Source organism: Aestuariivirga sp., from assembly GCF_037139295.1.
GTDB lineage: Bacteria > Pseudomonadota > Alphaproteobacteria > Rhizobiales > Aestuariivirgaceae > Aestuariivirga.
In genome coordinates this window covers 1-7,484 of record NZ_JBAXGR010000132.1, presented here as the reverse complement: position 1 = coordinate 7,484, position 7,484 = coordinate 1, and the positions used below count along the sequence as shown (strand labels likewise).

The 7,484-nt window shown below is 62.2% G+C and carries 8 protein-coding genes; 2 read left to right on the top strand and 6 right to left on the bottom strand.

Features of this window, described 5'->3' with window-relative positions:
• The 5 genes from WCJ41_RS19080 to WCJ41_RS19060 form a co-directional block, all read right to left on the bottom strand.
• The coding region (locus tag WCJ41_RS19080; RefSeq protein ID WP_336907424.1) for an alcohol dehydrogenase catalytic domain-containing protein at positions 1–571 on the bottom strand (571 nt) is incomplete at its 3' end.
• Positions 568–1,416 (bottom strand): ABC transporter permease, encoded by an 849-nt coding sequence (locus WCJ41_RS19075; RefSeq protein ID WP_336907423.1) that lies wholly within the window; start codon positions 1,414–1,416, stop codon positions 568–570. The genes WCJ41_RS19080 and WCJ41_RS19075, both read right to left, overlap by 4 nt.
• Positions 1,409–2,320 carry an ABC transporter permease gene (locus WCJ41_RS19070; RefSeq protein ID WP_336907422.1) on the bottom strand — a complete coding sequence of 304 codons (912 nt, stop codon included), beginning with the start codon at positions 2,318–2,320 and terminating at the stop codon, positions 1,409–1,411. Before WCJ41_RS19070 ends, WCJ41_RS19075 begins: the two co-directional genes overlap by 8 nt.
• Entirely contained in the window at positions 2,317–3,366 is a 1,050-nt protein-coding gene (locus WCJ41_RS19065; protein ID WP_336907421.1) for an ABC transporter ATP-binding protein, read from the bottom strand. The genes WCJ41_RS19070 and WCJ41_RS19065 overlap by 4 nt, the downstream gene beginning before the upstream one ends.
• 113 nt (positions 3,367–3,479) lie before the next feature.
• On the bottom strand, positions 3,480–4,604 hold the full coding sequence (locus WCJ41_RS19060; protein WP_336907420.1) for a PotD/PotF family extracellular solute-binding protein: 1,125 nt from the start codon (positions 4,602–4,604) through the stop codon (positions 3,480–3,482).
• Positions 4,605–4,749: 145 nt separating this feature from the next.
• On the opposite strand from WCJ41_RS19060, the gene WCJ41_RS19055 reads away from it, so the two are divergent.
• Entirely contained in the window at positions 4,750–5,634 is an 885-nt protein-coding gene (locus tag WCJ41_RS19055) for a DMT family transporter (RefSeq protein ID WP_336907419.1), read from the top strand.
• On the opposite strand, the gene WCJ41_RS19050 is transcribed toward WCJ41_RS19055, so the two are convergent.
• On the bottom strand, positions 5,612–6,508 hold the full coding sequence (locus WCJ41_RS19050; protein WP_336907418.1) for a fatty acid desaturase: 897 nt from the start codon (positions 6,506–6,508) through the stop codon (positions 5,612–5,614). The two genes, WCJ41_RS19055 and WCJ41_RS19050, sit on opposite strands and share 23 nt — an antisense overlap.
• Before the next feature lie 193 nt (positions 6,509–6,701).
• Here WCJ41_RS19050 and WCJ41_RS19045 point away from each other — a divergent pair.
• Positions 6,702–7,484 (top strand): extracellular solute-binding protein (locus WCJ41_RS19045; protein WP_336907417.1); only part of this gene is annotated, 783 nt, incomplete at its 3' end.

Genomic DNA, 7,484 nt, shown 5'->3' with positions numbered 1-7,484 from the left:
GTGCTGCAACGATCCGGGCCTTCTCCGGCGAGCTGACGGTGGCCGCGACGCGAGCCCCGCGCAGCGCGGCAAGTTGCACCGCCACGTGCCCGGTGCCGCCGGCCCCGCCATGCACCAGCACGAACTCGCCCGGTTTCACGTCTGCGCGCTCGCAAAGCGATTCCCAGCAAGTGATGGAAACGAGGGGCAGGGCGGCGGCAGTCATGTCATCGACCGCGTCGGGAACCTTGGCGAGCTGCCACTCCGGCACCACGGCGGCCTCGGCATAGGTACCCATGGTGCCGCCGATGCCGCCATTGCAGAAGCACACGCGGTCACCGGGCTTCACCGTCGTTACGGCACTACCCACTTCGCGCACGATGCCCATTCCGTCATGGCCAAGCACGAAGGGCTCAGGCCCCGCGATATATCCGCCGAGCTGGCGGAAGAACACATCGGCTGGGTTCAGCGCTGCGAACTTGATATTGACCAGCACGTCTGAGGGCCCGCGCGGCCAGGCGAGTTCGACATCGGACAGCTTCAGCACTTCGGGTCCCCCGGCTCCGGTGGCGACAACGGCCTTGATCTTCATCGGGCGACCTTTCTCAATTGGCGAACATACCACAGCATGATGATCGTGAGGCAGGCAAAGACGGTGAGCGCCAGGATCACCGAAGCAACAGCAAGGCGAGGCGTGCCCGCCGAGCGCAGGCTGAGCCACATCAGCACCGGCAATGTCTGGGTGTCGCGGTCGGTCAGAAACAGGGCCATCACGAATTCATTGAGGGAGATCACGAAGGCGAAGAGCAGCGAGGAGACGATGCCGGTAGAGACCATCGGCAGCACCACCTCGAAGAAGGTGCGTACCGGCCCACCGCCCAGATCATAGGAGGCCTCGACGATGCGGTAGTCGATTGTCTTGAAGGTTGCCTCCATCAGCATGAAGACCAGCGGCATGGCCCACAGCGAATGCGCTACCATGACCAGCTCGCGCGAGCCGTAGATGGCGTAGTCGCCTATCGTCAGCCCCCCGAAGGCGATGGCGACGCCAAGCCCCAGAACAACGCCCGGCATGAACAGTGGCATCATGATGAGGATGTACCAGCCATCGCGGAAGGGGATGTGGAAGCGCTGGAAGGCCCAGGCGCAGAGCACGCCTGCGGTGGTGGAGATCGCCGCCGTGCCGAGGGCGATGAGGATGCTGTTCTTGAGCGCATCGGTCCACTGCTCGCTACCGAAGAAGTCGGCATACCACTTTGCCGACCACACATTGATTGGGAAGCGGATCATCGCCGCGTCGTTGAAAGACATGACGATGGTGACGAGGATCGGCACCAGGATGTAGCCGACGATGAACACAGTGAAGGCGAGCGCCAGCATCTTCAGCAGCAAGGGCTCAGCACTCCGCGGAACGGCGTCTGTCACCGTATCAGACATGGAAGTTGTTCCGCTCGGATTGCATGCTGCGCGTCACCACCATGACGCCGGTGACGCCAATCACGAGCACCACTGCGAGTGCGGAGGCCATGGGCCAGTTGTGCTTGCCCAGCATCTGCTCCTGGATGAGGAAGCCCATGGTCCACAGAGTGTCGGGACCCAGCGCCGAGGGCGTGGCATAGGTGCCCATCGTCCAGATGAAGGATTGCGAGAAGGCGACAAGGATACCAGTCCAGGTCAGCGGCAGCATCACTTCGCGGAAGCTCTTGAAGGGCGTGGCGCCGAGGTCCGCACTCGCCTCCAAAAGGCGCTTGTCAATGCCGTCGAAGATCGAGAGCAAAATGAAGAAGCAATAGGGCAGCGTCACGTAGACCAAGCCGACGAAGGCTGCGAACTCCGTATACATCAGGCTCACCTTGTTGGTGACGAGGCCGGAGGCGATCAGCGCATAGCTCAAGAGCCCGTTCTTGGGGAAAAACATCCACCAGCCAAAAATGATGGCGATCTCGGAAATCAGCAGCGGCGCGAGGGCCAGCCCGATGAATAGGAGCCGCCAGCGAGCGGGCTTCAGCCACACCAGCAGTGCGAAGCAATAGCCGATGAACACAGTGGCCAGCGAGGCGATCAATGCCAGCTTGATGGTTGTCAGGATCGCCGTGGTGAACAACGGGTTGGAGAACAGGTTGACGTAGTGCTCGAAAGTCAGTCCCGGCACGTAGAGCCGCTGGTCTATATGCAGGTTGAAGCTCATGCGCACCATATAGAGCGTGGGAATGCCGAAGAAGATGAGCACGATGATCAGTGCCGGCAGCATGAGCAGCCAAGGAGCCATGGCCTTGCGGCGCGCATGGGCAGCACGCCGCGCGGTGTAGGCGGCATCATCGATGTCGGCGGTGGCGCTCACCGGAATACCCTCATGTCCTCGGTGCGCCAGCCGATGACGATCACGTCGCCAACGCTTTTGCCGATCGAGCCCGCGTGGTCGGCAGCGAGTTCCAGCGCTCCCGCCTTCAGGTGATAGCGATAAACGTCGCCGAGGAACTCGATGAAGTGGATGCGCGCGGTCAGGCGGTTGGGGAGAGCCGCCGCATCGCTGATGAGGCGGAGCCGCGATGGGCGCACGTAGATGCGGCAGTCACCCTCCGCCAGGCGCTCGCCCAGCACAATGCCAATCGTCTCACCCTTCTTGTCCTGGACGCCGGACGCGGTGATGCGCACCGGCAGGCAGCAGCTCTCGCCGATGAAGGTATAGACGAACTCGCTGCTGGGCGCGTGGAACACCGTCTCCGGGGTGTCGATCTGCTCGATGGAGCCAGTGTTCATGACCGCGACCCGGCTTGACATGGCCATGGCCTCGCCCTGGTCATGCGTCACATAGATGGCGCTGAACTTGAGCTCGTCATGGAGCCGCTTGATCTCGGCGCGAAGCTGTAGTCGGAGCGACAGGTCAAGCGCAGAGAGCGGCTCGTCGAAGAGCAGAATGGCGGGTCTGACCGCCAGCGACCGGGCGAGTGCCACCCGTTGCTTCTGGCCACCGGATAGCTGGGCGGGATAGCGGTCCTCATAGCCCTTGAGGCGCACGGTCTCGAGTGACTGAGAGATGCGCTTGGCCATCTCGTCCTTCGGCACCTTGCGCATGCGCAGGCCAAAGGCAACGTTCTCCGCGACCGTCTTGTGCGGGAACAGCGCGCCGGACTGGAAAATGGTAGCCGTGTCGCGCTGGTAGGCCGGTAGGTGGTCGATGCGCTGGCCATTCAGCAGGATGGAACCGCCATCCAGCTCCTCGAAGCCGCCAATCAACCGCAGCGTCGAGGTCTTGCCGGAACCCGAAGGCCCCAGCAGCGTGACGAACTCACCCTTGCCCACGCTCAGTGAGACATTGTTCACCGCAACGACGCTGCCGAAGCGGCGCAGGGTGTTTCTGAGTTCAAGGGCGGGCTGCGCTGTCAACCACCTGCTCCACGTGGAATGATTATGGGTCACGAAATGCCTGCACCAGCTGCATTCCCTGATGTGAAGGGTGGAAGGGCCCGCGGCTGGCGCGCGGGCCCTGCACGCGGGCCTCAGCCCGTGGTCTTGGCGATTGTCTGTTTCATGCGATCGTCATAGGCCTGGTAGTTGGCGTTGATCTTGTCCCAGCCGTCCATTGTGATGATCTGGAACATCTTGTGGAAGTCCTCGTTCGACGTGGGATAGCCGTTCCACTGGGGGGGGACGGTTACGTCCTTGCGGGCCATGAATATCAGCGACTGCGATAGGAAGCGGTCCTGGGTTTCTTTCTCCAGCATGTAGTTCATGAACAGGTCGGCGAGGTCGTTGTGCTTGGTGCCGCGCACCTTGAAGTACCAGTCGGCCCAGGCGGAGGCACCTTCCTTCGGCACGGACACCACGTATTCGTCCGGGCTTTGGGTCATGAAGGTGTAGGCGTCTGACGAATAGCTCATCGCCGCATCTGCCTCGCCCTGGTTTAGAAGGTTTGCCTGTTCGGCACCGTCCTTGAACCACTTCGCAACCTTCAGCTTGTCGAGCTGCTGGAACAAGGGTTCGGCCGTCTTCATGTCGTACATCTCGTCGAGGCCGGCCGCGGTCTTGTCCATCACCGCTGGCACCGAAAGCGTCCACCACCAGGCTGCACCATCCGCGGTGACCTTGCCAGCCAGACGGTCGTCCCACAACAGGCCCCAGCTGTCCGGCGCGATATTGAGGTTCTTGCGCAGCAGCAGCATGCAGGTGCCGCCGCCAAAGGGAATGCCATACTCCTTCGCCTTGTCGGGCCGGGTCTCGTAGAACCACGGATAAACCGCCTCGAGATTGGGGATCTTGGAGCGGTCGGTCTTCATGTAGAGGTTCTCGGCGAGGCCGGCAGAGGAAATGTACTCCTCGCCCACCGAAACGTCGAAGGGCGGGTTGTCGGCTGGCGCGGCCTTGATCTGGCTGACGATCTGGTCCCAGCCGCCCACGGTCTCGGCCTTGGTGTTATACTTGGCGTTGAAGGGGTTGATGATGGTCTCACGGAACACCTGCTCGTAGTTTCCAGACCAAGACACGGCAATCAGGCTCTCGCCCTCGAAGGCGGCCTTTGCCGTGCTGATGCAGGCGCGGCCGATGATGGCCGGCATGGCCACCGTAAGGGCCGCCGTCTTGAGGAATTTGCGGCGGCTGTTGTTCAGTAGGCTGATGTTCTTCATGTTTCGCTCCCTAGGCTGCTTGTTTTCATTTCCCACAGCTCCTGCACGTATAATCAAACCTGTTTCCGGAGACGGTCAAGCAAATAGCGGCAGCCATGCGCGCGGGTGCATTGCAGGTCGGCGCCGGGGCGATCATAACCGGGCCATGAATGCCGTCCAATCCAAGCAAGCCTCGCATCTTTTGCCGTCCATGGCGGTTGCACTGTGCGGCGCAGTCTGGGGCGGCTTCTGGGTACCTCTGCATTGGTTCGCCTCCGAGGGCGTGGGCGGTGCCTGGGTGGCGCTGATCTTCAATGCAATGGCCATGTTCTCGGCGCTGCCATGGCTGCTCCGGCGTGACGCCTGGGCAGGTGCGGCCGACCAGGCGCTCAGCGGGCTGCTGTTGGGAACCGCCTTTTCGCTCTACACGGTGAGCCTCGTGCTGACCGATGTGGTCCACTCCATCCTGCTTTTCTATCTCACGCCGGTCTGGAGCACGCTGGCGGGCCGGTTTTTCCTGCGTCAGCGCCTGAGTCCCAGCCGCATCCTTGCCATGGTCATGGGCTTTGCCGGGCTTGCTTCGGTGTTGGGGTTCAAGGACGGAATTCCGCTGCCGCGCAACTGGGGTGATGGCCTGGCGCTGGTCAGCGGCATGCTGTGGGCGGCCGGCACGCTCCGGAGCTTCCATCGCCCGACGCGCAAGGTGGCCATGTCGGTTTTCAGCTTCGCCGCCGGCGGCTGCCTGTCCTCCGCCCTCATCCTGGCCGCCGCCGCTGCACTGGCGCTGCCGCTGGCCGAGCCTGGTCATTTGCGCGACATGCTGCCGTGGATCATCCTGCTCGGCCTCATCATCTTCGTGCCTCCTAACTTCCTCGTGCTGTGGGCGGCCCAGCGCATTGATTCGGCGCGGGTCGGCATCCTGCTGATGACGGAAGTTCTGTTCGGCACGCTCTCTGCGGGGCTACTCTCTGGCCAGCCCTTCACGCTGGCGGAGGGTCTTGGTACTGCGCTGATCGTCAGCGCCGGACTCATCGAGGTGATTCGCCGCTGAGCGCGTGGTGCTCGTTCCTGGGATCGGGCAGGATGCCTTCGATCCGAACGCCCTTTGCCTCCAGCACCGGGCGCAATTCGTCGAAGACCGGCTTGTAGCGGTAATAGGGAATGGCCGGCATCATGTGATGGATTAGGTGGTAGTTCTGCCCCTGCAGCAGGAAGTTGGCGAAGGGAAAGAGCGCAACGCGCGTATTTCGATAGCGACCTGTCTCAGTATGGTCGTGATGCGGCGTCCAGGTGAAGAAGGTGAGCATCACCGTCTGCCCAAGCCACCACGGCACGAACCACAGGAACAGGACCTCGCTCCCATAGCCCATGGCGACAAGGCCGATGAGGATCAGCGCATGGATGGCGAAAGTCAGGAACGTGTAGACGTATTCGCGCTTGGTGCAGTTGAAGCGCTGGCAGTCGCGATATTGCTGGACCGGGTTGAAATAATTGAGGAGGGCAAGAGGAAGCCTGATGAATATCCAGCCGAGGAAGCTGCCACGGGCATAGATGTCAGGATCGGTTTCCTCGTTGGTGTGCGCATGGTGCTCCATGTGCTGGCGTTTGTGCTGGTGATAATTGAGCCACAAGGGTGCGCAGGCGATGATTCCGGCGAGCGGGTCCACCCAGCGTAGGTTCTTGCTGCGCGAGCTGATGTTGGAATGCACCGCCTCATGCACCACGGTGTAGAGCGCATAGAGGAACACGGTGTTGCCCACGGCGCCCAGCCACATTGGGATGAGGCACGTCACGGTGAGCCCGGTCGCAACGAAGAACAGCAGGAACAGCTCGATCTCCAGCAGCAGGGTGCGCGCCCCGAACTCCGGCGTGTGGCGGCGGCCCACCTCCGCTTCCTGCCTCACCGTCGATACAGGCTGGTCCATGCCGCCTCGCTATAGATGCGTCCAAAAAATTGGATGTCCATCAAGTTAATGACACGCGACCCGGACTGTCAAGACCCCAGAAGGGTTGAGCCCCGGCGAGAATGCGCGTTCCGGCGGTGTGGCAGACCCGCTTGCAGGTTAGCCGCCGCCATGATCCACTGGGCCCTACAGAACACAGGAAGGATCCTCCTCCATGACGCTCCACATGCCTCGCAACCTCGGCCGACGCCGCTTCCTCGGTCAAGCCGCGATCGGTCTTGCAATGCCGGCCATCATTGGCCGAGCCATGGTGTCGTCGGCGCACGCAGCTTTCGAGGGCGAGAGCCTGATCGTCGTGTCGTGGTCCGGCAACCACGAACTCAGCTTCCGCAAGGCAGTCGTCGAACCCTTCAACGCTCAGTATGGCACTAAGGTCGAGACCGTGGGCGGCTGGGACCAGATGGTCTCGCAGATCGTTGCCGCACCGGCCGATAATCCGCCCTTCGACATCACCATCGCGGATGAATACACCACCTCCGCTGGCCTCGCCGAAAACCTGTTCCTCGAGACCGACCGCAGCAAGGTCAAGGGTTTCGACGCGGTCTACCCCTGGTTCGATGAAACGCGCGGCGCCGCCAAGAAATATGGCGTGCCGTTTGGTGGCGGCTCGCTGTGGATGCTCACCGCCAAGGGTGCGGGGGTAGGGCCCGAGAGTTGGGCGAATTTCTGGGACCCCAAGGTCAAGGGCAAGACCACCCTGGATGCCGCCGCCTTCTACTGGGACCTCTGCATCCCAGCCCTGCTCTCCAAGACCAAACCCGGCATCGAGGAAGTGTTCGGAACACCCGCCGAGCTCGAGCCGCTCTTCGTCGAACTCGAGAAGCTGCGCATGCCCAAGTGGTACAAGGACGGCGCCGAACTCGCCAACCTCATGCTGCAGCAGGAGCCCGAGGTCGCCATGATGTATTCAGCCGACGCCTATGGCTTCATCAAGGAC